At 69.2% G+C, this 23,157-nt stretch carries 24 protein-coding genes; 11 read left to right on the forward strand and 13 right to left on the reverse strand.

Annotation, left to right across the window (positions count from 1 at the left end; all coding sequences use genetic code 11):
• Positions 1–12: 12 nt before the first annotated feature.
• A complete protein-coding gene (locus tag FVP77_RS05095; protein WP_147893537.1) occupies positions 13–1,722 on the reverse strand; it encodes a glycoside hydrolase family 13 protein in 1,710 nt (569 codons plus the stop codon).
• Between the two features lie 59 nt (positions 1,723–1,781).
• Complete coding sequence (locus FVP77_RS05100) at positions 1,782–3,653, reverse strand: alpha-amylase family glycosyl hydrolase (RefSeq protein WP_147893538.1); 1,872 nt, start codon at positions 3,651–3,653, stop codon at positions 1,782–1,784.
• A 505-nt stretch (positions 3,654–4,158) separates the two neighbouring features.
• Here FVP77_RS05100 and FVP77_RS05105 point away from each other — a divergent pair.
• On the forward strand, positions 4,159–5,808 hold the full coding sequence (locus FVP77_RS05105; RefSeq protein ID WP_246133981.1) for a RecQ family ATP-dependent DNA helicase: 1,650 nt from the start codon (positions 4,159–4,161) through the stop codon (positions 5,806–5,808).
• A gap of 29 nt (positions 5,809–5,837) precedes the next feature.
• Here FVP77_RS05105 and FVP77_RS05110 read toward each other — a convergent pair whose 3' ends face one another.
• Together FVP77_RS05110 and FVP77_RS05115 are read right to left on the reverse strand one after the other, a co-directional pair.
• Positions 5,838–6,977, reverse strand: a complete 1,140-nt coding sequence (locus FVP77_RS05110) for a DUF4232 domain-containing protein (protein ID WP_147893539.1) — start codon at positions 6,975–6,977, stop codon at positions 5,838–5,840.
• 87 nt (positions 6,978–7,064) lie between these two features.
• The gene (locus FVP77_RS05115; RefSeq protein ID WP_147893540.1) at positions 7,065–7,667 is read right to left on the reverse strand and encodes a hypothetical protein; all 603 of its coding nucleotides are present in this window, start codon (positions 7,665–7,667) and stop codon (positions 7,065–7,067) included.
• A gap of 112 nt (positions 7,668–7,779) precedes the next feature.
• Between FVP77_RS05115 and FVP77_RS05120 the strand changes: the two genes are divergently transcribed.
• Positions 7,780–9,144 carry a serine hydrolase gene (locus FVP77_RS05120; protein ID WP_246133982.1) on the forward strand — a complete coding sequence of 455 codons (1,365 nt, stop codon included), beginning with the start codon at positions 7,780–7,782 and terminating at the stop codon, positions 9,142–9,144.
• Between the two features lie 103 nt (positions 9,145–9,247).
• Here the strand turns inward: FVP77_RS05120 and FVP77_RS05125 are convergent, their stop codons facing one another.
• The gene (locus FVP77_RS05125) at positions 9,248–10,084 is read right to left on the reverse strand and encodes an SDR family NAD(P)-dependent oxidoreductase (protein ID WP_147893541.1); all 837 of its coding nucleotides are present in this window, start codon (positions 10,082–10,084) and stop codon (positions 9,248–9,250) included.
• Positions 10,081–10,701, reverse strand: coding sequence for a TetR/AcrR family transcriptional regulator (locus tag FVP77_RS05130; protein ID WP_147893542.1), 621 nt, complete (start codon positions 10,699–10,701; stop codon positions 10,081–10,083). The genes FVP77_RS05125 and FVP77_RS05130 overlap by 4 nt, the downstream gene beginning before the upstream one ends.
• A 143-nt stretch (positions 10,702–10,844) precedes the next feature.
• Here FVP77_RS05130 and FVP77_RS05135 point away from each other — a divergent pair, with 143 nt between their 5' ends.
• The 5 genes from FVP77_RS05135 to FVP77_RS05155 are packed head-to-tail and all read left to right on the forward strand — an operon-like array spanning position 10,845 to position 15,492.
• Positions 10,845–11,780, forward strand: coding sequence for an ABC transporter substrate-binding protein (locus tag FVP77_RS05135; protein WP_147893543.1), 936 nt, complete (start codon positions 10,845–10,847; stop codon positions 11,778–11,780).
• Complete coding sequence (locus FVP77_RS05140) at positions 11,777–12,820, forward strand: FecCD family ABC transporter permease (protein ID WP_246133983.1); 1,044 nt, start codon at positions 11,777–11,779, stop codon at positions 12,818–12,820. Before FVP77_RS05135 ends, FVP77_RS05140 begins: the two co-directional genes overlap by 4 nt.
• Entirely contained in the window at positions 12,817–13,866 is a 1,050-nt protein-coding gene (locus tag FVP77_RS05145; protein WP_147893544.1) for a FecCD family ABC transporter permease, read from the forward strand. The genes FVP77_RS05140 and FVP77_RS05145 overlap by 4 nt, the downstream gene beginning before the upstream one ends.
• Positions 13,859–14,674, forward strand: a complete 816-nt coding sequence (locus FVP77_RS05150; protein ID WP_147893545.1) for an ABC transporter ATP-binding protein — start codon at positions 13,859–13,861, stop codon at positions 14,672–14,674. Before FVP77_RS05145 ends, FVP77_RS05150 begins: the two co-directional genes overlap by 8 nt.
• A complete protein-coding gene (locus FVP77_RS05155) occupies positions 14,671–15,492 on the forward strand; it encodes a siderophore-interacting protein (protein ID WP_147893546.1) in 822 nt (273 codons plus the stop codon). Before FVP77_RS05150 ends, FVP77_RS05155 begins: the two co-directional genes overlap by 4 nt.
• A 14-nt stretch (positions 15,493–15,506) precedes the next feature.
• On the opposite strand, the gene FVP77_RS05160 is transcribed toward FVP77_RS05155, so the two are convergent.
• From FVP77_RS05160 to FVP77_RS05170, 3 genes are read right to left on the reverse strand one after another with little or no spacing between them, the layout of a single operon-like run.
• On the reverse strand, positions 15,507–15,884 hold the full coding sequence (locus FVP77_RS05160) for an SdpI family protein (protein WP_246134056.1): 378 nt from the start codon (positions 15,882–15,884) through the stop codon (positions 15,507–15,509).
• A 57-nt stretch (positions 15,885–15,941) separates the two neighbouring features.
• Positions 15,942–16,601: an SAM-dependent methyltransferase gene (locus tag FVP77_RS05165; RefSeq protein WP_147893548.1), complete on the reverse strand. Its 660-nt coding sequence runs from the start codon at positions 16,599–16,601 to the stop codon at positions 15,942–15,944.
• Positions 16,602–16,605: 4 nt separating this feature from the next.
• Positions 16,606–17,637, reverse strand: coding sequence for an NAD(P)/FAD-dependent oxidoreductase (locus tag FVP77_RS05170; protein WP_147893549.1), 1,032 nt, complete (start codon positions 17,635–17,637; stop codon positions 16,606–16,608).
• A 42-nt stretch (positions 17,638–17,679) separates the two neighbouring features.
• Between FVP77_RS05170 and FVP77_RS05175 the strand changes: the two genes are divergently transcribed.
• Positions 17,680–18,279, forward strand: a complete 600-nt coding sequence (locus tag FVP77_RS05175; protein ID WP_147893550.1) for a helix-turn-helix domain-containing protein — start codon at positions 17,680–17,682, stop codon at positions 18,277–18,279.
• 26 nt (positions 18,280–18,305) lie between these two features.
• Here FVP77_RS05175 and FVP77_RS05180 read toward each other — a convergent pair whose 3' ends face one another.
• Complete coding sequence (locus FVP77_RS05180; RefSeq protein ID WP_246133984.1) at positions 18,306–19,229, reverse strand: PhzF family phenazine biosynthesis protein; 924 nt, start codon at positions 19,227–19,229, stop codon at positions 18,306–18,308.
• Between the two features lie 83 nt (positions 19,230–19,312).
• Between FVP77_RS05180 and FVP77_RS16750 the strand changes: the two genes are divergently transcribed.
• Entirely contained in the window at positions 19,313–19,489 is a 177-nt protein-coding gene (locus FVP77_RS16750) for a hypothetical protein (RefSeq protein ID WP_187266824.1), read from the forward strand.
• Between the two features lie 66 nt (positions 19,490–19,555).
• Here FVP77_RS16750 and FVP77_RS05185 read toward each other — a convergent pair whose 3' ends face one another.
• On the reverse strand, positions 19,556–20,488 hold the full coding sequence (locus FVP77_RS05185; RefSeq protein WP_147893552.1) for an AraC family transcriptional regulator: 933 nt from the start codon (positions 20,486–20,488) through the stop codon (positions 19,556–19,558).
• A gap of 80 nt (positions 20,489–20,568) precedes the next feature.
• Between FVP77_RS05185 and FVP77_RS05190 the strand changes: the two genes are divergently transcribed.
• Together FVP77_RS05190 and FVP77_RS05195 are read left to right on the forward strand one after the other, a co-directional pair.
• Positions 20,569–21,375 (forward strand): SDR family oxidoreductase, encoded by an 807-nt coding sequence (locus tag FVP77_RS05190; RefSeq protein WP_147893553.1) that lies wholly within the window; start codon positions 20,569–20,571, stop codon positions 21,373–21,375.
• Positions 21,366–21,803 carry an anthrone oxygenase family protein gene (locus tag FVP77_RS05195; RefSeq protein WP_147893554.1) on the forward strand — a complete coding sequence of 146 codons (438 nt, stop codon included), beginning with the start codon at positions 21,366–21,368 and terminating at the stop codon, positions 21,801–21,803. Before FVP77_RS05190 ends, FVP77_RS05195 begins: the two co-directional genes overlap by 10 nt.
• 4 nt (positions 21,804–21,807) lie before the next feature.
• On the opposite strand, the gene FVP77_RS05200 is transcribed toward FVP77_RS05195, so the two are convergent.
• Both FVP77_RS05200 and FVP77_RS05205 read right to left on the reverse strand, forming a co-directional pair.
• Positions 21,808–22,137: a nuclear transport factor 2 family protein gene (locus FVP77_RS05200; RefSeq protein ID WP_147893555.1), complete on the reverse strand. Its 330-nt coding sequence runs from the start codon at positions 22,135–22,137 to the stop codon at positions 21,808–21,810.
• 67 nt (positions 22,138–22,204) lie between these two features.
• The gene (locus FVP77_RS05205; protein WP_147893556.1) at positions 22,205–23,071 is read right to left on the reverse strand and encodes an AraC family transcriptional regulator; all 867 of its coding nucleotides are present in this window, start codon (positions 23,069–23,071) and stop codon (positions 22,205–22,207) included.
• Positions 23,072–23,157 lie beyond the last annotated feature (86 nt).

Consider the following 23,157-nt stretch of genomic DNA (forward strand, 5'->3'; position numbering starts at 1 on the left):
ATGTATACATGCTCAGGCTGCGACACCGCGCTGCAGCCTCGACCACACGGTCGTCTCCGGCGGCACGGTCGCGGATTCCGTCAGCGGCTGGGAGGCCAGGAGCGGCGAGAGTGCGCCCCAGGCGGACGGCGGCGTGAAGGGTGCGGAGCCGAAGTTCGTGACGACCACGACGTCCCCGCGTCGGAAGGCGAGCACCTCGGCATCTGCGGGGGACAGCCAGACGATCGGCTCCGTTCCGCTGAGGTGGGTGCGGCGCGTGGCGAGGAGATCGCGATGCAGCGAGAGCATCGAGTCGGGATCGGCCGCCTGCGTCGCCCGGGCGAACGCGCCGAACCACGCGGGCTGCGGGAGCCAGGTCGTGGCGGCTGCCGCCTCGCTGAATCCGAAGGTGCTGCCCTCCCGCGTCCAGGGGAGAGGGATGCGGCACCCGTCCCGGCCGAGCTCGGTGCCGTTCGAGCGGGTCCAGATCGGGTCTTGGCGCGCAGCATCCGGGAGATCCAGAACCTCGGGCAACCCGAGTTCTTCGCCCTGATAGAGGTACATCGACCCCGGGAGCGCGAGGGCGAGGGCGGCTGCCGCGCGCGCACGGCGAAGACCGCGATCGAGGTCGGCCGGGCCCCTGCGTCGCGCCGCGGCGATCATGTCGGTCGGCAGGGCTTCATACGACGGCTGCTCCTGGCCGTAGCGGGTGACCGCACGATGCACGTCATGGTTGGCCAGTGTCCAGGCCGGCCACCCGCGTCCGACGGCGAGTCCGGTCTCGATCGCCTTCCGGAACCGGTCGGCGTTCCACGGCTGCACGAGCAGATCGAACGAGAAGGCGTTGTGCAGCTCGTCGGGTCGCAGGTAGTCGGCCAGCCGGTCGGGGGAGGGGACCCAGATCTCGCCCACGAAGTACTTCTCGGGCTCGTAGGCATCGCCGAGCGCTCGCCACGAGCGGTAGAGGTCGTGCACCTCGGGCTGGTCCCACATGCCGTGGTTGTGGCCGGCGTCGGGCCCCCGGCCACCCGGGTGGTCGGGCAGGGCGGCGTCCTTGAAGTGGCCGTGCGCGACGTCGATGCGGAAGCCGTCGACTCCCCGCTCGAACCAGAACCGCAGCACGTTCTCGAAGTGCTCGGCCACCGCGGGGTGCCGCCAATCGAAGTCGGGCTGGCTCGTATCGAAGGAGTGGAGGTACCACTGCCCGGGGCGTCCGTCGCGCTCGGTGACGCGGGTCCAGGCGAACCCTCCGAACACGCTGTCCCAGTTGTTCGGCGGCAGTTCGCCATCGGGGCCGAGTCCGTCGCGAAAGATGAAGCGCGCCCGCTCGTCGCTGCCGGGCTCGGCGGCCAACGCCGCCTGGAACCAGGCGTGGTCGGACGAGCAGTGGTTCGCGACCATGTCCATCAGTACGCGCAGCCCGAGCTCGTGCGCTCGGCGAACCACCTCGTCGAACTCCTCGAGGGTGCCGTACGCCGGATCGATCGTCAGGTAGTCGGCGATGTCGTACCCGTGGTCGCGCTGGGGCGAGGCGTAGCAGGGGTTCAGCCAGATGGCGTCGCAGCCGAGTGCGGCGATCGCGTCGAGACCCTGGCTCAGGCCGCCGAGGTCGCCGATGCCGTCGCCGTTCGCGTCGCGGAACGACCGCAGGTAGACCTGGTAGACGACCGCGTCGCGCCAGGAGAAGGCGCGCCCCGCCGTGTCGAGGCGAGAGGGCCGTTCGATGGTGTGGCTCACAAGCATCCTTTCGGTGGAGTCCCGGGCGGCGTCCGCCATGTCGGCGCCGCCCGGGAGGGATGGGTTCAGAAGGTGGGATAGATGTCGATCACGTCGCCGCCCGTCCCGGTGAAGTTGCCGCCGGTCGACCAGGTGACGTCGTCGATCAGAGGCTTGAACTGGAAGGTCTCACCGTCGGGGATGCGCTCGACCTCGAACTCCCAGACGTCGGACGCGACGTTGCGCGCGCCTCGGCCGGAGGTCCAGGTGAACGGGTACTCGTCGCCGCGGATCGCGATGCTGTGCCCGAGGCCCACGTTGTAGTGCACGCGGATCTTCGTGGTGTTGCGCGCTTCGGGGCTGTATGCCGATACCGGGGTGCCGGGCGCATAGACCTTGCTCTCGTGCTCGCCGAGGGAGACGGTGATCTGCTTCCCCGTGACACCGCCGGCGGTCACGGTCACCGTGTCGCCCGTGTTCATGAGGTTCGTCAGCGTCGTACCGACCGTGATCGAGCTCTCGGCGCGCAGCGGCACCGTGCGCGTCTGCGTCGTCCACGAGTTCGACGAGAAGGTCATCGCCTCGGCACCCGTGCTGTCGACGCGTCGCGAGAACCCGTAGACGGAGGTGTCGGACCACATCTCGCGCTGTGTGCCGACCTGCAGAGCCGGGTAGGCGGCCTTGATCGCGGTCAACCGCTGGATGTGCTTGTAGAGGTTCGAGTTCTGATCGAAGCTCTCCATGTCCTTGCGGTTGTCCTTGTTCGCGATCGGTACCTCGTAGGGGTTGCCGTTGCCGTCGTCGGCCTGCTCGGTGCCGTAGTAGATCACGGGCACGCCCCGGGAGGTCAGGAGGAACGTCAGTCCTGAGCGCAGCCGCTGATAGTTGTCATCGGCCCAGGTAAGGAACCGCGCCCGATCGTGGTTGTCGAGGAACGTCTCGAGCCGGTTCGGGTTCGCGTACTTGCTGTCCTGGTCGAAGAGGTCGCCGAGCTTGTTCATGTCGGTATCGGCCGAGAACGCCTCGCGCACCGTGAAGAAGTAAGGGAAGTCGAGCACGCCCCACTCGTAGTCCTGGTACTCCGAGACGTAGTCGACATCGCCGACGAACACCTCGCCGAAGGTCGGCACACCCATCTCGGCTTCGAAGTCGGCGAGCCACGGCTTCGGCACCGAGCGCGCCGCATCGACCCGGATGCCGTCGAAACCCATGTCGACCCAGTCCTTGTACGTGTTCATCAGGTGCGACGAGACGACCGGGTTCGACTGATCGAGGTCGTCGAGCCCGCCGAGGTCGCAGTTCTCGATCTGGGTCTGCGTCTCGAGCCCGTTGAACAGGCAGTCGCCGGCGTGATGGAAGTACGACGCGTCATCGAGCGGACTCGCCGGCTTGTAGGTGCTCGGCGAGTAGGTCGTCGATGTGCCCGCGAGGTAGTCGGCCGTGTGGTTCGGCACGACGTCGAGGATCATCTTGAGTCCGAGATCGTGCGCCGTGTCGATCAGCTCCTGCAGCTCGGCTCGGTCGCCGAAATGCTCGTTCGGCGTCGCGAAGTCCCGAGTGAAGTAGCCGTGGTAGCTGGCCTCTAGCCCGTCGCGCGAGAGCGGCTGCTGCTCGGAGACGGGCGAGAGCCAGATCGCTGTCACACCCAGATCGGCGATGTAGTCGAGCCGGTCCGTCAGGCCCGCCCAGTCGCCGCCGTGGTAGAAACCGAGGTCGGACGGATCGTACTCTCCGTCGCCCTGGTCGTTGTTGGTGGGGTCGCCGTCTTCGAACCGGTCGACGAGCACCTGATAGATCACGTCGCCCTCGGCCAGCGGGCCGGGCGACGTGGTGGGGTCGGCGCTCGCGGGTGCGGGGCCGGTGCCCCAGGTGAGCGCGCCGGCCGCCAGCGCGACGGCTGCTCCCATCGCGAGGCCCGTACGCGCGGAGACGCGAGCGGTACGAACTGTCGTTCTCATGACTCTCTCCTGACTTCCTTGTCGGATGCGCATCGGTCCGCGAGCTGCACGGTTTACTGGATCGATGCAACATGTATAAATGCTTTTTGTCAAGTACTGACACCGGCCGTGCCCGTGAAAGTGATTCGACTCCCGTACTGCATGCGCATCAAGACCTCTCGCGGCAGGATGCTTCACTGCACGACGTGATCGCGGACCGTCAGGCCAGTGAAGACGCGTTCGAGCGATGTATACCTGCTCGAGGCGCGGAGAGAATTGGACGGCGAAGTTCGTCCAAATGCATGAGGTCCTGCCGAGATTCAGACGGTCGATGTTCGCGTGATTCCCGCCAAGAGGCGTGGCACGCGTGCCGAGCGACATCGGTGCATTCGGGGTGATCCGGTGCATCTCACCCCGAGAACGCACCGAAATCGACCGAATCCACCGACGTCGCGACGCGGCGAGTTCGTCGGGTGAGGCTGTCAAGCGGGCGGGATCGAACGATCGGAATTGTTAGCGTCCGAGGGTGAGTTCCTCCCGTACTTCCGCCGCATCCATCGACCGCATCGCTCGCGAGGTCTTCGGCTGGGAGACGCTCCTCCCGGGGCAGCGTGAAGCGATCGAAGCGTCGGTCGCCGGGCGAGACACCCTCGTCGTCCTCGCCACCGGCGGCGGCAAATCCGCGGTCTACCAGATCGCCGGCGCGAAGCGCGGCGGGGTCGTCGTCGTCGTGTCCCCGCTCGTCGCCCTGCAGGCCGATCAGCTCGCGTCGATCGAAGCCGCACCGGCGGCCCCCGCCGCGGTCGCGATCAATTCCTCCCAGGGTGCGGCTGCTGAGGCGCACGCGTGGGGTCGCGTCGATGAGGGCGGCCCGTTGTACGTGCTGCTCGCCCCCGAGCAACTGGCGAAAAGCGAGAACGTGGCCCGGCTCGCCGCCTCTGGCGTCTCGCTCCTCGTCGTCGACGAGGCGCACTGCGTCTCGTCGTGGGGTCACGATTTCCGGCCGGACTATCTGCGCCTGGCCGACGTGCGTCGCGAGCTCGGCGATCCGCCGGTGCTCGCGATGACGGCGACCGCTTCCGGGCCCGTGCGTGAGGAGATCGTCGAACGCCTCGGGATGGTCGATCCCGAGGTGCAGGTGCACGGCGTCGACCGCCCCGAGATCCGGCTCGTCGTGCACCGCCATGAGAGCGAGAGTGAGAAGCGCGCCGCCGTGGTGGAGGAAGCCCGCAGCTGGACGGCGCCCGGTCTCGTCTACGTCGCCACCCGCGCGGAGACCGAGCTGTACGCCACCGAGATCGCCGCGGAAGGGCGGCGGGTCGCCGCGTATCACGCGGGTCTGCGCGCTCCCGAGCGCCGCGCGGTGCAGGACCGTTGGCGAGAGGGGGAGCTCGACGTCGTGGTCGCGACCTCGGCGTTCGGGATGGGGATCGATCGTGCAGACGTGCGCTTCGTGCTGCACGCGACCACGACCGAATCGCTCGACGCCTACTACCAAGAGGTCGGGCGAGCGGGACGCGACGGCGAGCCTGCCACGGGCGCGCTGCACTATCGTGCGGACGACCTCGGACTGCGTCGGTTCTTCGCCAAGCGCTCTTTCGACAAGCCCTCGCTGCGCGCCATCTGGGCGGCGATCACGGCGACGCCGGGGAGCAGGATCGCTGAGCTCTCGAAGACGGTGGATCTGCCGTCACGCACCGTGTCGCGTCTCGTCAATGATCTCGTCGACGCCGGCCTGGTCGACACGGCGTCGGGGGTTCGGGCCACGACCGACCGCCGGGTCGATGCCGTCGTGCGCGCGGTGAAGGCGACGCTCGCGTCGCGAGAGCGCGTCGCTGAATCACGGCTGTCGATGATGCGCGCCTACGCCGAGACGTCGCACTGCCGCCGGCGGGTCCTGCTGGACTACTTCGGTGTCGAGGGCCCGCACTGGTGCGGAAACTGCGACGGGTGCGAGCGGCACGAGGCCCAGCGGATCGAGGCGGCCGACGAGGCGGTCGAGTCCCCGCTCGCCGTCGACGATGTGGTGCGCCACCGCGAGTGGGGCGAGGGCACGGTCATGAGCGTCGAGGCTGACCGGGCGACCGTGTTCTTCGAGTCGGAAGGCTACAAGGTGGTGTCTTACACGGCTCTCGAATCCGGTGTCCTCGAGCAACGCGAGTCCGCGTCGGTCTGATCGCGGGGACTCACCCGCTCGGGTGAGCGTCAGCCGTCGCTGTATCGCGAGTCACCGAGCGCGTCGAGTTCCCACGCGGTGACCTCGACGGTCGAGCCGGAGATGATGTCGAGCGACACCGCCGATCCGTTCCTCTGGTCGCCGGCGACCTGGGCGACGAGAACGGAGGAGGCGACGAGCGCGCCCGCCGTGGGGCTGGCGTCCCACCCGATGAAGGCGATGGCATAGCCGCCCGCCGGCACCTCGATCGGCTGGGCGCCGGCATCCGTCGCCATGAACGAGCTGCCGCGCTCGACTCTGACGTCGAGCGCGTGACCGTTCTGATCCGCGAAGGCGACGTCGGGATAGCCCTCGACGATGCAGGGCGTGTCGGAGAAATTCGTGAGTCGGATGCTGAGACCCCGGTGCCCGGTTGCGGCATCGTCGCCCCCGACGAACGCCGTCGCCTGTTCGGGGGTGCACCACGACGGATCACGAGGCGCCGAGGTCGGCGCGACGAGCTGCGGGGGAGTTCCGACGGCTCCCGGGTCGGGGACCGCTCCGAAGCCCGTGTACGGCTCGGCCGCGGCTTGTGTCTCGGCGTCGGCGCGGGCCTGCGCTTCGGCCACCGCGGTGCGGTCGGCGGTGCGACCCGCCGTCCCCGCGACGGCGAACGCGACCAGCACGACGACGGCGACGGCCCACGTCCACCGCGCATGCGTGCGCCGCGGCCCGTCGACGGATTCGCGCCCTCCGCGCGAGGCGACGAGCGCGGGGATCCGTCCCTGCACGAGGCCCCAATACGCGCCCACGACGGCGTACTCGACGCTCGCGAACGACAGTCCGCGCGCTCCGAAGCTCTGGATGGTGTCGAGAACTCCGATGCCGTCGATGAAGAGACCGACCACGGCTCCCGCGGCGACCGACGCGAGCCAGGCAGCCGCGAAGCCCGGCGATCCACGTCGGGCCACCCAGCCCATGACGACGAACACTACGGCGGCGACGCTCGCGCCGCCCAGCACGAGCGCGAGGAACGACCACGGGGCTGGCCATGCCCAGAACAGAAGGTTCATCGGCGACGGCACGAGCAGCCGCAGAGCCTGAGCGGCGTACGGGCTCGATGCGACGACGGCGTGGATCAGCCCGCTCGCCAGCCACAATGCTCCCGCCACGACGGCAGCGACCAGCATCCTCCTCGTGTGCGACTCCATGGCGACGTCCCTATGAGACGGTGCGCTCCGGAATCCGACGCGCCGCCGTCTCCGTCGTGGTGCACCTCACGGCCAGAACGGTACGGACCGTTCGGCGAGTTCGCCGAACGACGAGACGTCGAGGTACGTGCGGGTCTCGGGGACACCCAGCGCCGGCCATTGCAGGACGAGCTCGAGCGACCCCGGGGGAGGGAGGGGCCAGAGCCACAGCGCGTCGTTCGACGAGTACGAGTGCCCGTCGCCGCCCCCGCCTCCGCCGCTTCGCACGAGCGATGAACCCTTCGGCGGCGACATCGGGTCGCCCGCAAAGCCGAAGGCGCGATCGGAGATCACCTGTTCGCCGGTGCTCAGCACGACCCCGTATCGCAGCCGCCCCGCTGACGACTGACCGTGTCCGGCCCAGTGCTCCATGAACACGTTGTTCATGCGCTGCCACTCGTCGAGCGGCGCGTCGTTGCGCCGAAGCCTTCGCTCGATGCGGATCTCGGCACCGTCTGCGTAGACATCGACGCCGGCGAGTGCGATCGCCAGGTGCCCGGTGGTCACGAGGATCTCGCTCGCCGGATAGAGAACCGGGAGACGGTCGGTCGGGGCGGTCCACCACGGAGATCGCACCGCCGGGGCGTCGTCGAACGGGGGACTCTCGGGGTCGGGCGGGAAGAAGGACATGCCACCACCCGAGCACACCGCACGGGTCGACGCAACGATTCGGGACTCGGCTGCGCCGGATTTCCGTCGCGCGGGGGAGGTGCACGCCGCCGATCCCGTCAAGGCTCGAAGGGTGAAGATCTCGCCCCAGACCCTCCGCCCGCTCCGATCCCTGTCCGTCGCCCTCCTCGCCGCCGCCGCGCTCGTGATGACTGCGTGTGCCTCGCCCGCCGAATCCGCGTCGGAAGAGCCGTCCGAGCGGGTGGCCATTCCCTCGAACCCCGTCGGCACGCAGGCCTCGTGGGTGCTGACCGAGATCAACGGTGCGCCGAGCGAGCAGGCCGACTTCGAGGACCGGTTCGATCCGATCATGTTCGAGCAGATGGCCGTCTCCGATCTGCAGCAGGTCTTCGAGCAGCTGCGTGCGGCGGCGCCCTGGACGCCGATCGCCTACGAGGGCACCGAGACCCAGGCGCGCGTGACGATCGAGTCGCCGCAGGTCACCTACGACATGTCGGTGTCGGTCGGCGACGACGGCAGCATGAACGGCCTGTTCTTCGGCGAACCGCAGGGTCCGCGCACCCCGGCCGCCAGCTGGGACGAACTGGAGTCGCAGATCGCGGATGCGCCCTACGAGGTGTCGCTGCAGGTGACCGAGGCCGGCGCCGGTGAACCGGTGAGGCTGATGGGGGAGTCGTCCTCCTCGCCGATCGGCTCGGTGTTCAAGCTCTGGGTTCTCGGCGCGGTCGTCGACGCGATCGATGCCGGCACCCTCGCCTGGGACGACGCGCTGACCATCGACGCCGAGGTGCGGAGCCTTCCGAGCGGAGAGCTGCAGAACCTCCCCGACGGCTCGACCGTGACCGTGCTCGAAGCTGCGCAGAAGATGATCGCGATCAGCGACAACACCGGCACCGACGCTCTCATCCGAGCGGTGGGGCGCGACGCCGTCGAGGCGGCGCTCGTCGACATGGGCCACGAGTCGCCCGCGGTGAACACGCCGTTCCTGACGACCCGTGAGATGTTCTGGATGCTGTTCGACGATGCCGCTCTCCGAGAGCGCTGGGCGACCGGCGACCAGGCTGCGCGTGAGGCGGTGTTGGCTGAGATCCCGGCGGGTGTGCCGTCTCTTGCGAACGCCGCCGAGGTTCAGCCCGGCTGGCCCGAAGGCGTCGATTGGTTCGCGACGCATGACGACATCGCCCGTGCGCACGTCGCCCTCCAGGAGAAGGTGCAGTCCCCGGCGGGCGAGCCGCTGCGCGACCTGCTCTCCGCCAACCCCGGGCTGTCGTTCGGCGACGAGTGGACGTACGTCGCGTTCAAGGGCGGCAGCTCCGTGGGCGTGCTCGCCGGATCCTGGTACCTCGAGCGCGACGGGGGCGAGCCGATCGTGCTGACGGTGCTCGCCCGTGCCGACGACGCGCAGACGCTGACGACCAACCAGACCGCGGTGTTCGGATTCATCGAGGATGCTGCGGCACTGATCGTGGGGGAGTGACCGCGCGCCCGGCCGACGCGACGGAGGTCGCGGAGCGCGAGAGGTCGCGGCATCCGAGTCGCGGGGTGACGTCGACAGCGTCACCCCGCGCGGGCGTCGCGGTTTATCGCGCGCTGTACTCGGAGGCTGCCGCGACGACGTCGGTCGCGAACGAACCGGCGTAGATCGAGGTCGCGCCGCCGTCGACGGGGAGCACGATGCCGGTGACGAACGACGAGGCATCGCTGCCGAGCCAGAGGGCGGCCTCGGCGATTTCTTCGGGGAGGCCGAGCCTTCCGATCGGCTGACCCGCTCCGAGCTTGGTCTCGAGGAAGGCGCTGAACTCCTCGGCCTCGTCGAGCGGGATGCCGAACGATCGCGCCATGATCGGCGTCCGGATGATTCCCGGGGCGATCGCGTTGGAGCGGATGCCGTGGGCGCCGAACTCCGAAGCCGCCTGCCGCACGACGCCGACGATCGCGTGCTTCGCGATCGTGTAGCTCGGTGCGCTCCAGTTGCCCTGGAGGCCCGCTGCGCTCGCGGTGTTCACGATCGAGCCCGGTGTGCCCTGTGCGATGAACTGCCGAGCCGCGAATTTCGTGCCGAGCACGACGGAGCGTGTCAGCAGCGCCAGGGTCTTGTCGAAGCCGTCGGCAGTCAGTTCTGCGATCGGAGCGGGGTCTCCCTGGGCTCCCGCATTGTTGAACATGATGTCGAGCTTGCCGAACTCGCTGACGGCGCGCTCGACGACGGCTTCGATGTCGCTCTCGCTCGTCACGTCGGTGTGGACATAGACGAGGTTTCCTTCGTGGGCCCGCTGAAGCGCCGCGCCCTGTTCGTCGGAGATGTCGGCGGCGACGACCTTCGCGCCCTCGGCGACGAACAGCTCGGCGGTGGCCCTGCCGATGCCGCTCGCTGCGCCGGTGACGATGGCGACCTTGCCGTCAAGACGACCACTCATGGTGTGTCCTTTCCCTGGCCGCCGGGTTGATCCGTGGTCCCGCGGGCGGCCGCGCGGGAAGTGGAGAGGGCGGGGATGGCGAACGCGCGCAGAGCGCGTGCATGCACGGGGCGCGGGTCTGCGCCGGTGGCGATCATGTCTTCGAGGGCGATGCGCAGCGAGGCCGTCACGGCGGCAGCCGTGGCGCGCACCTGCGGATCCCCGACCGACAGATCGAGCCGTTCAGCGAGGGGGTCGACGATCCGGTGCTCGCCGTCGTGGATCGCGAAGAAGAACACCGACTGGGCGCTCGGATCGGCGAAGACGAGGGGGAACAGCCCGCGCGTGCGCGCTTCGCGCTCGCCCCACAGAACGTGGTCGAACGCTCGCTCGACGGTCTCGTGAAGCGGCCCGGGCGATGTGCGCAGCATCCGGGCGTATTCGTCCGTTCCCCAGTCGAAGACCGGGCGCAGCACCTGCTCTTTCGTCGCGAACCAGCGATAGAAGGTGCGGTGGGCGAGGCCCGAAGTGTCGGCGAGTTCGGCGACGCTGACACGCAGTGTTCCCCGTCGCAGGAAGAGGGCTATGGCCGCCTCGGATGCGGCGAGCACCGCTTCCTCGTCGCGCTCGCGTGGCATGCTCCCACCCTACGCCCGTTGTGGCAGTAACTGCCGGAATAGGCCCGAGTCGCATTTCAGAGGCGAGGGCGACGATTCGTTAGGGTGCCCTTAGTAAGTCTAGGCTTACTGGGTCTGCCCGGCTTCAGAAAGGCTGCTTCACCATGTCTTCTCGTCTCCACCGTCGACTGATCGCACTCGCGGCGACGACCGCCTCTGCCGCTCTTCTGCTCGCGGGGTGCGCGGCTCCGGCGCCCTCGACGGAGGCCGCGAACGCCGACACGGCGGCCACGCGCGAGGTGCAGCACGCGCGCGGCACCACGGAGGTGCCGGTCGAGCCGCAGCGCGTGGTGACCCTCGAGCCGCTCGAGCTCGACACCGCCGCCGCTGTCGGCGTCGTGCCCGTCGGCGCGGCTGTCGCGAGCAACGTCGTGGGCGTGCCGGCCTACCTGGGTCTCGACGGAGTGGAGGCCGTGGGCAGCGTGCCCGAGCCCGACCTGCAGGCCATCGCCGCCCTCAAGCCCGACCTCATCCTCGGCACCGAGGCCCGCCACTCGGCTCTGTACGCGCAGCTGTCGTCCATCGCGCCGACCGTCTTCATCGCGACGCAGGCCGATCCGTGGCGCGACAACGCCGCGCTCATCGGCGAGGCGCTCGGGCGCGAAGACGAGACGGCGGCGCTCCTCGAGAAGGTCGATGCCCGCTGCGGCGAGCTCGCCGACACCTACGGCGTCGACGGTGAGACCGTGCAGCTCATCCGTCCTCGCGACGAGACGACGCTGAGCCTGTACGGCCCGGTGTCGTTCGCCGGCAGTCTCCTGGAGTGCGTCGGATTCACCATCCCCGACCAGGACTGGGCAGACGGTCTGCAGGCCGACATCTCTCCCGAGAACATCCTCTCGGCCCAGGCCGACCACGTGTTCGTGACGACGGCCGACCCGTCGGACGACTCCACCATCCCGGCGGCGATTGTCCAGAACGCGGATGCTTTCCCCTCGGTCACGCTCGTCGACACCAGCTACTGGGTGTCGGGCGTCGGACCTCTCGGCGCACAGAAGGTGCTCGACGACATCGAGCAGTACCTCGAAGAGCGCTCTTGACGGCTCTCACCGGGGTCGAGTCGCCACCGGCTCGGCCCCCGGTGCGCCGCTCGCGGCGGGTCGCCGCCCTCTCGGTCGTCGTGGCGGCGCTCATCGTCGCCGTCGCGTTGTCGCTGATGATCGGGGCCAACCCGCTGTCGCCGCAGGTGGTCTGGGCGACGCTCCGCGGTGAGGGCAGTACCGAGACGACGTACATCGTGATCGGCCTGCGCATCCCGCGTACCGTCGCCGGCCTCGTCGCCGGTGCCGCGCTCGGCGTCGCCGGTGCCCTCACGCAGGCGTTCACCCGCAACCCGCTGGCAGACCCCGGCATCCTCGGGGTGAACGCCGGCGCCGCCCTCGCGGTCGCGCTCGGGGTCGCCCTGCTCGGACTCCGCGACATCTCCGCCCTGGTCTGGCTCGCCCTCGCCGGGGCGTTCGTCGTCACGATCGCGGTGTACCTCATCGGCTCGTCGGGCCGGGGCGCGGCCGATCCGCTGCGGCTTACCCTCGCCGGCGTCGCGTTGGGTGCGGTGTTCTCGGGCATCACGACCGGCATGACCCTGAGCAACCCCGACGCGTTCGACTCGATGCGCAGCTGGAACGCCGGGTCGCTGCTCGGTCGCGGCTTCGACGTGATCATGCCCGTGCTGCCGTTCATCGCGATCGGCCTCGCCCTCGCGTTACTCGTCGGTCCGGCGATGAATGCGCTCGCCCTCGGCGACGACGTCGCGCGGGCGCAGGGTGCAGACGTCCGCCGCATCCGTGTCGCGGTCATCGTGTCGACCACTCTGCTCGCGGGCGCAGCGACCGCCCTCGTCGGCCCGATCGCCTTCGTCGGGCTCATGATCCCCCACGTCGTGCGGTGGACCTTCGGTGTCGACCAGCGCACCATCATCGCCCTTTCGGCGCTGCTGGCCCCCGTTCTCGTGCTGCTCTCCGACGTGCTCGGCCGCGTGATCATCGCCCCCGCCGAGGTGCCGGTCGGCATCGTCACCGCCTTCGTCGGCGCGCCCGTGCTGATCGTGCTCGCGCGGCGCAAGAGGGCGAGCGCGCTGTGACCCTCACCGCGACCCCTGCGACGCGGCGCGTGCTCGTTCGTCTCGGGCCGCTCGCGGTTCCGCTGCGCGTGCGCAGCATCCTGGTCGCCTCCGTCGTCGTGGCGGTCATTCTCGTTCTGGGCATCGTCTCGCTCGGCGTCGGAACTTACGTCGTCGCACCCGACGCGGTCGTTCGCACCCTCCTCGGCGCCGGAGAGACGATGGACCGCGTCGTCATCGTCGAGTGGCGCCTGCCGCGCACCCTTGCGGCGATCACCCTCGGTGCGCTGCTCGCCGTCGCCGGCGCGCTGTTCCAGACCGTGACGCGCAATCCGCTGGCGAGCCCCGACATCCTCGGGCTGTCCAACGGCGCGTTCACCGGCATGCTCATCGCCCTCGTGCTGGTCTCGTCGAGCTGGCAGTCGCTGACGGTCGGGGCCCTCATCGGCGGTGTCGCCACGGCGGTCGTCATCTGGGTGCTGTCGTATCGCGGCGGCATCCAGGGCTTCCGACTGATCGTGATCGGCATCGGTGTGGCCGCGATGCTGGCGTCGTTCAACACGTGGATGCTGCTGCAGATCGAGCTCGAGACCGCCATGTTCGCCTCGGCGTGGGGCACGGGAACGCTCAACGCCGTCACCGCGGGGTCGCTGGGCGGAGCGCTCCTCTGCGCTGCGCCGTTCGTCCTGGTCGCGACGGTGCTCGGGCCGAGCCTGCGTCAGCTCGATCTGGGTGACGACGTGGCCGCAGCATCCGGTGCGCGTCCGAACCTCGTGCGCGGCATCGCCCTCGTCGTGGGGGTGGCGCTGGTCGCGGCCGCCACGAGCGTCGCGGGCCCGATCGCCTTCGTCTCGCTCGCAGCTCCTCAGGTCGCGCGGTTCGTCGCTCGCACGCCCCACCTCTCGCTGGGACTGTCCGCCGTGTTCGGGGCGGTGATCCTGCTCGCGTCCGACATGGTCGCGCAGCACCTGTTGCCCGTCGCTCTTCCCGTGGGTGTCGTGACCGTGTCGGTCGGCGGCGCCTATCTCGTCCTGATGATCGTCCTGGAGATCCGTCGCCGTGCCTGAAGACACTTCCGCCCGCCTCCTCGCCCAGGGGGTCACGCTCTCATACGACCGTGTCGAGGTCGTGAGCGATCTCACCGTGTCGATCCCGCCGGGGTCGTTCACCGTGATCGTCGGTCCGAACGCGTGCGGCAAGTCGACGCTCCTCAGAGGGCTCTCGCGGCTGCTCGCACCGACGAGCGGACGGATCGTGCTCGACGGCGCGGCCATCTCGTCGTATCCGGCGAAGGAGGTCGCGCGCCGGCTCGGACTCCTGCCGCAGAGCGCGATCGCCCCCGACGGCATCACCGTGGCCGATCTCGTGGGCAGAGGTCGTTACCCGCACCAGAACCTTCTGCGCCAGTGGTCGGATGCTGACGCGAAAGCCGTCGACGAGGCGATGGCCGCCACGGGCACCACCGATCTGAGGGATCGTCCCGTCGACGCGCTCTCCGGAGGCCAGCGTCAGCGTGTCTGGGTGGCGATGGCGCTCGCGCAGGAGACCGAGCTGCTGCTGCTCGACGAGCCCACGACGTACCTCGACATCGCGCACCAGGTCGAGCTGATGGAGCTGTTCGCCGAGCTCAACGCGCGCGGGCGCACGATCGTCGCCGTGCTGCACGACCTCAACCACGCAGCACGGTACGCCAGTCACATCGTCGCGATGCGCGACGGACGCATCGTCGCCGAGGGGGCGCCGGGCGACGTCATCACCAGTGAGCGGGTAGAAGAGGTGTTCGGGCTCGCGAACGTGGTGATCGAAGATCCGGTGACCGGGGGGCCGCTCGTCGTGCCGTTGCGGGGCTCCTCGAGCGCGGCGGCCAGCGCATGAACCGGCCCTGGGCATACAGCGCGTTCCGGGTGCAGGTGCGCTCGCGCGTGCTGCTGAGTCCGCGCTTCCTCCGTCTCACGCTGGCCGGCGACGAACTGCGCAACTTCGCGCCGTGGGGCGTCGACCAGCGCATCAAGGTCGTGCTGCCCTTCGCCGACGGCACGATCGCGGAATTCGGACTGCTCGACGACCCCACGCCGCATCCGTCGGACTGGTACAGCCGGTGGCGCGCGCTGCCCGAGGCCGAGCGCAACGTGCTGCGCACCTACACGCCCGCCGCGATCCGCCCCGAGGTCGGCGAGATCGACGTCGACTTCTTCCTGCACGAGCCGGCCGGGCCTGCGTCGGCGTGGGCGGCGGCAGCGCAGCCCGGCGACCGCCTGGTCGTGAACGGTCCTGATATCCGCATGGGGCGCACCGGGTACGGCATCCACTGGAACCCCGGCGATGCGCGACGCTTCCTGCTCGTGGCCGACGAGACCGCCTACCCGGCGGTGCGCAACATCGTCGGCACGCTCGGGCCCGATGCCGACGTCGAGGTGATCCTCGAAGCATCCGACCTCGCCGATGAGATCCTCAGCCGTGAGCTGCCCGTTCACGTTCGCGTTCGTGTGGTGCTGCGAGACGTCGGCGTGGAAGCGGCGGTGCGCGAGTGGGGTTCCGCGTTCGCTGGCGGTCCTGACTTCTACGCCTGGCTGGCGGGGGAGTCGGGCTCGACGACGAGTGTGCGGCGCTACCTCGCCGACGAACTCGCCATTCCGAAGGATCAGGTGTCGTTCCTCGGCTACTGGAAGCTGGGCGGCCCGCTCGTCGGGTGAGGCCGTCGCTGGGGTCAGTCGACCGTCGACTCGTTCGAGATCTCCGTCGCGGCCCGGCTGCCCACCCGGGCGCCGTACAGGACGAGCACCAGCATCGCCGCGGAACCGACGATGACGGCAGCACCGAGCACCGGCGCAGGCACAGGGAGGAGCGCGAAGAGTCCCGTCGCGACGGATGCGTATCCGGCGAACATCGTGACTCGCTTGGCGCGAACGTGCGCGGCCTGCCACGCTTCGTCGCTCGCCATCGTGCTCGGGATGCGGATGCCGGCGATCGAATTGCGCTTCAGTCGGCCCGAGGCGGTTGCGCGTGCCATCCAGATGAGCAGCACGCCCGAGCCCACCATGACGACGAGCAGGACGATTCTCACGGGCAGGTCGTTATCCACCATCACGACGTTAGCCGAGTGGGTCCTCGTGTCCCGGGTGCGCCGACGCTGCGGTGTTCTCTACGCGTCGCGCCGCACCCGCACCACCGCGTCCGTGAGCGTCACTGTTCCCTGATCGCGCCATTCGACCTCGCGGTCGACGGACTCGTTCGTTTCGACGACCCAGCCCTCGGGAAGGTCGAGAGAGGCGAGCACCTCGTCGGACGTCGGCAGGGGAGGAGCTTCGCGATCATGGTCGTGACTCGACCCCGGCGGGAACGCGCCGTGCCCGACGATGAGCAACCGCCCGCCGGGAGCGACCGCCGAGACGGCCCGCCGCAAGATCTCCTCCCGCGGCAGCTCCACGGGCGAATGGAGGAACGCCGCCGTCACGAGGTCGTACTCCGCCGACGGACGCCACGTGGCGAGATCGGTCTGCATCCACTCGACGCGGTCGGCGAGGCCGAGTTCGGCAGCCTTCGCCGCACCGACTGCGAGAGCGTTGGCCGAGATGTCGAGGGCGGTCACCGACCAGCCCTCTCCGGCGAGCCAGAGCGCGTCACCGCCCTCGCCGCTGCCGAGCTCGAGAGCGGTGCCGGGGGTCAGCCCCGAGACCTCTCGCTCGACGGCGGCGTTGACCCTGCCGCTCCACACCACACCGTTCTCACCTCGATGCGAGAGGTAGCGCGCCTCCCAGAACTCCGCCGGGTCGGTGAGCGCCTCGTCTGACGAATGTGCCATGGCCTCAGTGTCCTACCCCGGCAGCGACGCCCCGCCGCGCCGCCGCACGAGCGGATGCCGCGGCAACCTCCTCGGCGACCAACTCCCCGTTGATCGTCAGCGCCGCCATCGCGCCCGATCCCATCGCGATCGGCACGAGCGCGTTCGGAATCCCCGAGTTCCCCACGGCGAACACCCCGTCGACGCTGGTTCGGCCGAATCCGTCGACGGCGGTCCACGCGCCGATCGGCGTCTCGGTCTGCGTGACCCCGAGCTGCCGCAGCGGCTCGTCGAGCGCGGTCGGCGTCGGCTGTGCGAACACCACGTCCACAGGAGCGATCGTTCCATCGGCGAGCCCCAGCCCGGTGAGCGTGTCGCCGTCCGTGACCACGTGGGTGACGGCGCGGTCTTCGATGCGCATGCCGCGTTCCTCCAGCAGCATCCGCTCTTCGTCGGGAATCTGGCCCGCGAGCGACGTGAACAAGGTGATGTCGTCGGAGTACGCCCGCAGCATGTGGGCGACGTGCAGGCCCATCACCGAGCCTGCGAGAACGCCGATCGCGGTGCCGGATGCTTCGTAGCCATCGCAGTACGGGCACGCCACGACCCCGCGTCCCCACTGCTCGGCGAGTCCCGGAACATCGGGCAGTTGGTCGCGCGTGCCGGTTGCGACGATCAGCCGGCGCCCGGCGGCGCGGGCGCCGGAGTCGGTGACGACCTCGAATCCGTCCGCCGTCGCGCGCGTCTCCACGACCCGGGCGTTCTCGATGACGCCGTCGACGGCCCGAACCTCGCGGTATCCGTCGGAGACGAGGGCGAGCGGCGAGTACCCGTCGCGGCTCAGAACACCGTGCATGTGCGGCGCGAACCTGTTGCGCGGCTGGTGCGCGTCGAGCACGAGCACACGACGCCGGGCGCGGGCGAGGATCAGCGCCGCGCTGAGACCGGCAGCGCCGCCGCCGATGATGATGACGTCCCAGAGCTCGCCCGAGATGTCGGGGTTCTGGTCTGCGGACTGAGGGGCGGATGCTGCGGAGATCTGTTCGTCGTGCGTCATATCCCTCACGATGCTCGACTGATAGCGTGTCAGCAAATATCGATGCCGAATTGGCAAGAACGGAGCGGGATGCTCGACGACTCCCTCGCGCTCATCGGTGCGCGGCTGAAGAACTGGCGCGAGAAGCGCAGCATGACCCTCGCTGAGCTGTCGGAGACGACGGGCATCTCCTCGAGCACCCTCTCGCGACTCGAGTCGGGCAAGCGCGCGCCGAACCTCGAGCTGGTCGTGCCGATCGCGCGTGCACTGCGGCTCGAGTTGGACGACATCGTGCCGCGAGCGGCTCCCGATCCGCGCGTCAAGCGCACGACGAAGAGCATCGGCGGCACGCAGTACGAGACGCTCTCGCCCGAGTCGAGCCCGGTGCAGACGTACAAGGTGACCTTCCCGGCGCATCCGCCGGGCGTCGTCGCGGTTCCCGAGCCGAAGGTGCACGACGGGCAGGAGTGGCTCTACGTGCTGTCGGGTCGGCTGCGTCTGGTGATCGGCGAGCAAGACGTGACGCTGGGCCCGGGGGAGGCGGCGGAGTTCGACACGCGCATCCCGCACTGGCTCGCGGCGACCGGGGCGGGGCCGGCGGAGGTGCTGTCGATCTTCAGCAAAGAGGGGAAGCGGATTCACCTGCGGGCGCGGGGCGGGTGAAACCTGCCTGCGGGCGATGCGGCGGATCAGACGATCGGTACGGCCGTCCCGGTGACCGTGATGCCTCCGTGGGACGGCACGTCGACGAGCAGAAGGCTCGGTCTTCCCACGTGTCGCCCCTGGTGCACGATCACCCGCGCCGGGGGAGCGAGCAGTTGCAGTTCGCGAAGATACGCGCCGAGCGAGGCCGCTGCTGAGCCCGTGGCGGGGTCTTCGGTGATATCGCCGACGGGGAACAGATTGCGGGCCTCGACGACCGTGGGTCCTGAGCCGTGTGAGATCTGACGGCAGACGACGGTGACCGTGCCCGCCCACCCTTGCCGATCCATCAGCGTTCTCATCCCGGCCGGGTCGAAGCGGAATGCGTCGAAGACGGCCTGCTCGCGAACCGCGACGACGGGATGCCAGTTTCCGGCGTATGCCTCTCGCAGCGGCCAGCTGTCGTCGAGGTCAGATCGGCGGAGGCCGAGGAGCGACAGCAGCTGATCGGCGACATCGGAATCGAGATCACGGAGTGCGGGTTCGACGCTGGTGAACGACGCGGTCACGGGGCCGTCGGGCGCGCTCGCGGTGTCGCGAGACGTCTCGATCGACACGCGGCCGACGGGAGTGTCGATCACGAACGGACCGACCCCGCGACGCTCTGCCAGCGCGACCGCTGTCACGACGGTCGCATGCCCGCAGAAGGGCACCTCGGCGTCGGGCGAGAAATAGCGCAGGCGCACGGTGCGGTCGTTCGCGTCGTCGCCGGGATCGACGACGAACGCCGTCTCGGCGTAGCCCACTTCGGTCGCGATGCGCTGCATGTCAGCATCGGTCAGGTGCCCGGCATTCAACAAGACACCCGCGGGGTTACCGCCGCCGGGCTCATCGGCGAAGGCCGCGAGACGCAGAACCTGCTCGGGGCCCTTGGGCTCGGAATGGGGTGAGGATGCGGGACGCTCGGCCACCACACCACCCTGCCCCATTACACGACGGAACGGCCGTTCATTGCCGATCGAGCAGTGCGGTGCCGGTGGGTTGAGGTCGATCCGTGAATCTCGAGCCTTTCGCGCTGTTGGTGTTCTTGTCCGTGGAGATCGGTCTGCTCGCGGTCGTGCTGGCCCTGCTGGTGGCCTTCTACGTCATCCGCCCTCGTTTCGCGAAGAACCGCGGCGCGAAAGCGGCATCGATGCCCGCGGCACTCGCCGACACGCCCAGCGAAACCTGAGCGTCCACTCCCCGATCACCCACCGGCAGGGAGATCTGCAGAAGTACGGTCTCTCGCAGCGTCGCACTACTGCGCAGTGACCTTCGATGCGCTGTTGCGGAAGTCGGTGGGGGAGACGCCGGTCTCGCGTTTGAAGGCGGTGCTGAAGGCGTAGGCATTCGTGTACCCGACGGTCCGGCCGACGGCGGCGATCGTCTGGTTCGGGTCGTGCAGCAGATCGCGGGCGAGGGTGAGGCGCCAGTTCGTGAGGTAGGCCATCGGCGACTGCCCGACACCGGCGCGGAATCGTGAGGCGAGAGTCGCGCGCGAGACGGTGGCGTGGCGGGCGAGGGCTTCGATCGTCCAAGGTTCCTCCGGCCGGTCGTGCAGGCAGGCCAGCGCCGCGGTGACGATCGGGTCGTCGCAGGTGAGCCAGGAGTGGGCTCGGTCGTCTGAGCTTTCGGTCCATCGACGGATGGTGTTGACGGTGAGCACGTCGAGCAGGCGGTCGATCACGATCTGCCCTGCAGCGTCTTCGCGGGCGATCTCGTGCGCGAGCATGCTCACGGTGGGGTCCGTCCTTACGGTGCCGCGGACCACCAGGAGCCGGGGAAGTGCGTTCTCGACGAGCCCGGCGATATCGCGGGGGCGGTTGTAGGTGCCGATGAGCAGGGTGGTCTCGCCGTGGGCGGTGTTTCCCCACCGGCGGACGCCGGTTCTCATTTCGCTGCGCAGATCTCGGCCGTCCAGACTTCGGCACAGTTGGTCGCGACCGATCTCGATCGACGCTGCGCTGCCATCCACGTCGGTGACGAGGTAGGGGTTCGGGCCGCGAACCACGGCGATATCGCCGTCGTCGATGAGCGTTCCATCGATCCGGGCCGCGCCCCGCAGCACCGCGATGACGGTCAACGCTGCTTCGTCTTGCACGTCAATTCCCCAACTCCCCGCCATGTCGATGACGAGCGCGAATGCCCGCGACGCGCGGGGGCCGCCGAGGAAGTATCCGAGGGGATCCATGGCGTCAGGCTAGACGATCGCGAAGGAAATCTGGCGTTCAAACTATTCACAGTCTGCTTGAGACCGGATGGGATGGGTGCATGACAGCGATTCTTCTCGGCGGCGCTGGCCGCACCGGCTCCCGGATCCATGACCGTCTCCGTCGGGCGGGGCGACCGGTCTCGTATGCGTCGCGCCGCACCGGGTTCGATTGGGATGACCCGTCGACGTGGACGCCCGCCATCACGTCCGCCACGGCTCTCTACGTCTGTTATTCGCCCGACCTCGCTTGCCCCGGCGTCGCCGAGAAGATGGCCGCGCTGGGGCGGGCGGCGTTGTCGGCGGGTGTGGAGCGTCTGGTTCTGCTCTCGGGAAGAGGCGAGCAGGGCGCTCGTGCCAGCGAAGACGCACTGAGGGATGCCGGCGTGCCCACCGCCGTGCTGCGGTGCTCCTGGTTCCAGCAGAATTTCTCAGAGCACTTCCTCGCCGGGCCGGTTCGCCGCGGCCGGCTCCGGCTGCCCGCGCCCGACGTTCGCGAAGCGTTCGTCGACCTCGACGACGTCGCCGACGCCGCGGTCGTCGCCCTCACTGGTGAACGTCCCGATGACGCCACGTACGAACTCTCCGGCCCAGAACTCCTGACCTTCGCAGACGCGGCGGCAGTGCTGGCGTCAGCGATGGGTCGCCCCGTGACCTTCGAGCCCGCGACGGTGACGGACTTCGTCGCCGACCTGGCGCTCGACGGCATCCCCTCGGACGAAGCCGAACCTCTCGCGCACCTCTTCACCGAGATCCTCGACGGACGCAACGCGTCGATCACCGAGGGAGTCGAACGGATGCTGCAGCGGCCTCCCTCCACGTTCGCGGCGTACGCGCAGCGGGCGGCGGCGGCAGGCGCATGGGCGTGATCGTGGCGCTGGCGGCGATCGGTTCGTCGCTCCTCGCCGGTGTCTACGCATCGTTCGCAATGATCGTGATGCCCGCGTTACGACGGCGGGGCCCGGCGGAGGCGAGCGCAACCATGGTCGAGATCAACGCCCGGGCAGAGCGCGGACCGTTCATCGTGCTCTTCCTCGCTGTCACAGCGGTCGCCGCTGTCCTTGCTGTGAGTGCACTGGCGCGGCAGTCGGCAGGGGGCGCCATCGTCGCGGGCGCCGCCCTGGGCAGCAGCGCGATCACCGTCGCCGCGAACGTGCCTGCGAACCGTCGGCTCGCTCGCGAGGGGGAGGCCTTCTGGCCCACCTACCAAGCGCGCTGGAACAGGTGGAACGCCGTGCGCGCCGTCGTGGCCGCCGTGGCTCCGGTCGCCGCGGTCGTCGGCATCCGCGCCCTGTAGCCGATCAGTCGGGAACGATCACCACGCGTTCGATGAGGTCGCCGCGCAGGGTGAAGCGGAAAGGGCTCGTGCCGTTGAATCCGTTTCCTGTGACCTTCAGGTGCACCAGGTAGGTCTCGGGCTCGGTCTCGTCCACGATGTCGGTGAGCACGAAGTGCGATTGCTTGCCGATGTTGTCGGTGCGATCCCACTGCCGGATGCCCTCGCGGCCGTGGGCCACGCGGCCCCAGTCGTCGAGAGAGCCGTCCTCGGTGAACGCTGCGACGAAGGCTTCGGAGTCGCCCGCGTTCGTGGCCTCGATGAAGGTGGCGATGGGAGCGGGCGTATCGATCATGGTCTGATCCTGCGCGCTCGCCGACTCGCAGTCCAGGTCGGGTCGTCCCACCGACGGGCGCGACGGCTCAGGACCGTTCCACGGGCAGCCACAGCTCGCACGTGGCTGTGCTGAAGTCGTCGGCCCGGTCGAGCACGGCGACGATGGACGGCCCAGGGCGCAGCCGCCACGGGTGGGACGGAAACCAGTCCGTCGCCGTGGCCGCCCACGCCGACTGAAGGGCGTCGGGATGCTTCCCCTCCGTGCGGAAAACCGCCCACGTTCCCGCGGGCACCTCGATCGCGTCCAGGTCATCCGGCACAGGAGTCGCGTCATCGACGGCGACGCCGTGCAGATAGGTGAGTTCGCTTCCCTCTGTGTAATCGGGATCGACGTCGGCGGTCACCTGAAGGAGCCCCGCGGGTTCCGCGCCGCTGAGTTCTTTCAGTCGGGAGTGCTGTGCCGCGGGGAGCGAGGAGATGTGCTGCTGGATGTGCGGGTTGACGCCGTGATGGATGAGCGGCACGCGGGCGGCATGGCCGACGAGGCGGAAGGCCGACCGGTCTGCAAGGCGAGTGTCCATGGTGATGTTCCCTTCTACGGTCAGGCGGAACCTGAGCTGCGGTTGTGTGCGAAGGGGGCCGCCGTTGCGCCGAACGTCGCCGGGGCCGACGCCGTGCACCGACCGGAACGCCCGGGCGAAGGCCTCTGTCGACCCGTAGCCGTAGCGCGCCGCGATGGACAGCTGACCTTCGTCGTCGAGAACGTCTGCTGCGGCGACCGTCATTCGGCGGCGGCGAACGTACTCCGACAACGGCATACCGGCGAGCGACGAGAACATCCGTCGTAGGTGGTACTCCGTCGTGCCGAGCCCACGCGCCAGTTCCGCCACGTCGAGGTCGTCGGTCAGATGATCCTCGATCAGCTCTACCAGTCTGTTCAGCTCAGCGATCACGGCTCTCCCTTCGGCCTCCACACTTCCGGGCCGTCACGATCCGGACCCTACTATCGCGGTTCGATCGGGTCGCCTCCAGGATGCTG

It is taken from the genome of Microbacterium hatanonis (genome assembly GCF_008017415.1).
Taxonomy (GTDB): Bacteria; Actinomycetota; Actinomycetes; order Actinomycetales; family Microbacteriaceae; genus Microbacterium; species Microbacterium hatanonis.

What these genes read in the sequence shown, in the direction of transcription:
- FVP77_RS05195 (WP_147893554.1), top strand. Translation starts at nt 21,366, where the DNA reads ATGGGCGTGATCGTGGCGCTGGCGGCGATCGGTTCGTCGCTCCTCGCC.
- FVP77_RS05115 (WP_147893540.1), bottom strand. Translation starts at nt 7,667, where the DNA reads ATGTCCTTCTTCCCGCCCGACCCCGAGAGTCCCCCGTTCGACGACGCC.
- FVP77_RS05135 (WP_147893543.1), top strand. Translation starts at nt 10,845, where the DNA reads ATGTCTTCTCGTCTCCACCGTCGACTGATCGCACTCGCGGCGACGACC.
- FVP77_RS05200 (WP_147893555.1), bottom strand. Translation starts at nt 22,137, where the DNA reads ATGATCGATACGCCCGCTCCCATCGCCACCTTCATCGAGGCCACGAAC.
- FVP77_RS05100 (WP_147893538.1), bottom strand. Translation starts at nt 3,653, where the DNA reads ATGAGAACGACAGTTCGTACCGCTCGCGTCTCCGCGCGTACGGGCCTC.
- FVP77_RS05170 (WP_147893549.1), bottom strand. Translation starts at nt 17,637, where the DNA reads ATGACGCACGACGAACAGATCTCCGCAGCATCCGCCCCTCAGTCCGCA.
- FVP77_RS05190 (WP_147893553.1), top strand. Translation starts at nt 20,569, where the DNA reads ATGACAGCGATTCTTCTCGGCGGCGCTGGCCGCACCGGCTCCCGGATC.
- FVP77_RS05095 (WP_147893537.1), bottom strand. Translation starts at nt 1,722, where the DNA reads ATGCTTGTGAGCCACACCATCGAACGGCCCTCTCGCCTCGACACGGCG.
- FVP77_RS05185 (WP_147893552.1), bottom strand. Translation starts at nt 20,488, where the DNA reads ATGGATCCCCTCGGATACTTCCTCGGCGGCCCCCGCGCGTCGCGGGCA.
- FVP77_RS05160 (WP_246134056.1), bottom strand. Translation starts at nt 15,884, where the DNA reads ATGGTGGATAACGACCTGCCCGTGAGAATCGTCCTGCTCGTCGTCATG.
- FVP77_RS05110 (WP_147893539.1), bottom strand. Translation starts at nt 6,977, where the DNA reads ATGCTGGTCGCTGCCGTCGTGGCGGGAGCATTGTGGCTGGCGAGCGGG.
- FVP77_RS05130 (WP_147893542.1), bottom strand. Translation starts at nt 10,701, where the DNA reads ATGCCACGCGAGCGCGACGAGGAAGCGGTGCTCGCCGCATCCGAGGCG.
- FVP77_RS05125 (WP_147893541.1), bottom strand. Translation starts at nt 10,084, where the DNA reads ATGAGTGGTCGTCTTGACGGCAAGGTCGCCATCGTCACCGGCGCAGCG.
- FVP77_RS05165 (WP_147893548.1), bottom strand. Translation starts at nt 16,601, where the DNA reads ATGGCACATTCGTCAGACGAGGCGCTCACCGACCCGGCGGAGTTCTGG.
- FVP77_RS05175 (WP_147893550.1), top strand. Translation starts at nt 17,680, where the DNA reads ATGCCGAATTGGCAAGAACGGAGCGGGATGCTCGACGACTCCCTCGCG.
- FVP77_RS05155 (WP_147893546.1), top strand. Translation starts at nt 14,671, where the DNA reads ATGAACCGGCCCTGGGCATACAGCGCGTTCCGGGTGCAGGTGCGCTCG.